Genomic DNA, 229 nt, shown 5'->3' with positions numbered 1-229 from the left:
CTTAGAGTTAATCAGCAACCCGTTGTACGCTTCCCCAAGATTCAATTTTTGCCCCTTCACGTACCTCTTCAGGCAATGTTTTTAAGGCTTGCTGAGCGGCTTCATAACTTGGGTAGCTTCCGTACACTCCTTTATAACGGGTTGTGCCATTTTGTTCATATTTCACTTGGGCACGTCGATCATTTTTCGGTGCTTTCACTAATTTACTGGCCACTTTCGATGCTTTATC

Annotated in this window: 1 protein-coding gene; it reads right to left on the bottom strand. The window is 43.7% G+C overall.

From position 1 onward, the window contains the following. Window positions 1-7 precede the first annotated feature (7 nt). A partial coding sequence (locus IEX97_RS13255; RefSeq protein ID WP_188883550.1) for an SPOR domain-containing protein occupies window positions 8-229 on the bottom strand: 222 nt, incomplete at its 5' end.

The sequence above is a fragment of the Paenalicyclobacillus cellulosilyticus genome, assembly GCF_014647315.1.
GTDB lineage: Bacteria > Bacillota > Bacilli > Alicyclobacillales > Alicyclobacillaceae > Alicyclobacillus_J > Alicyclobacillus_J cellulosilyticus.
This window is presented reverse-complemented; position numbering and strand designations above follow the sequence as displayed.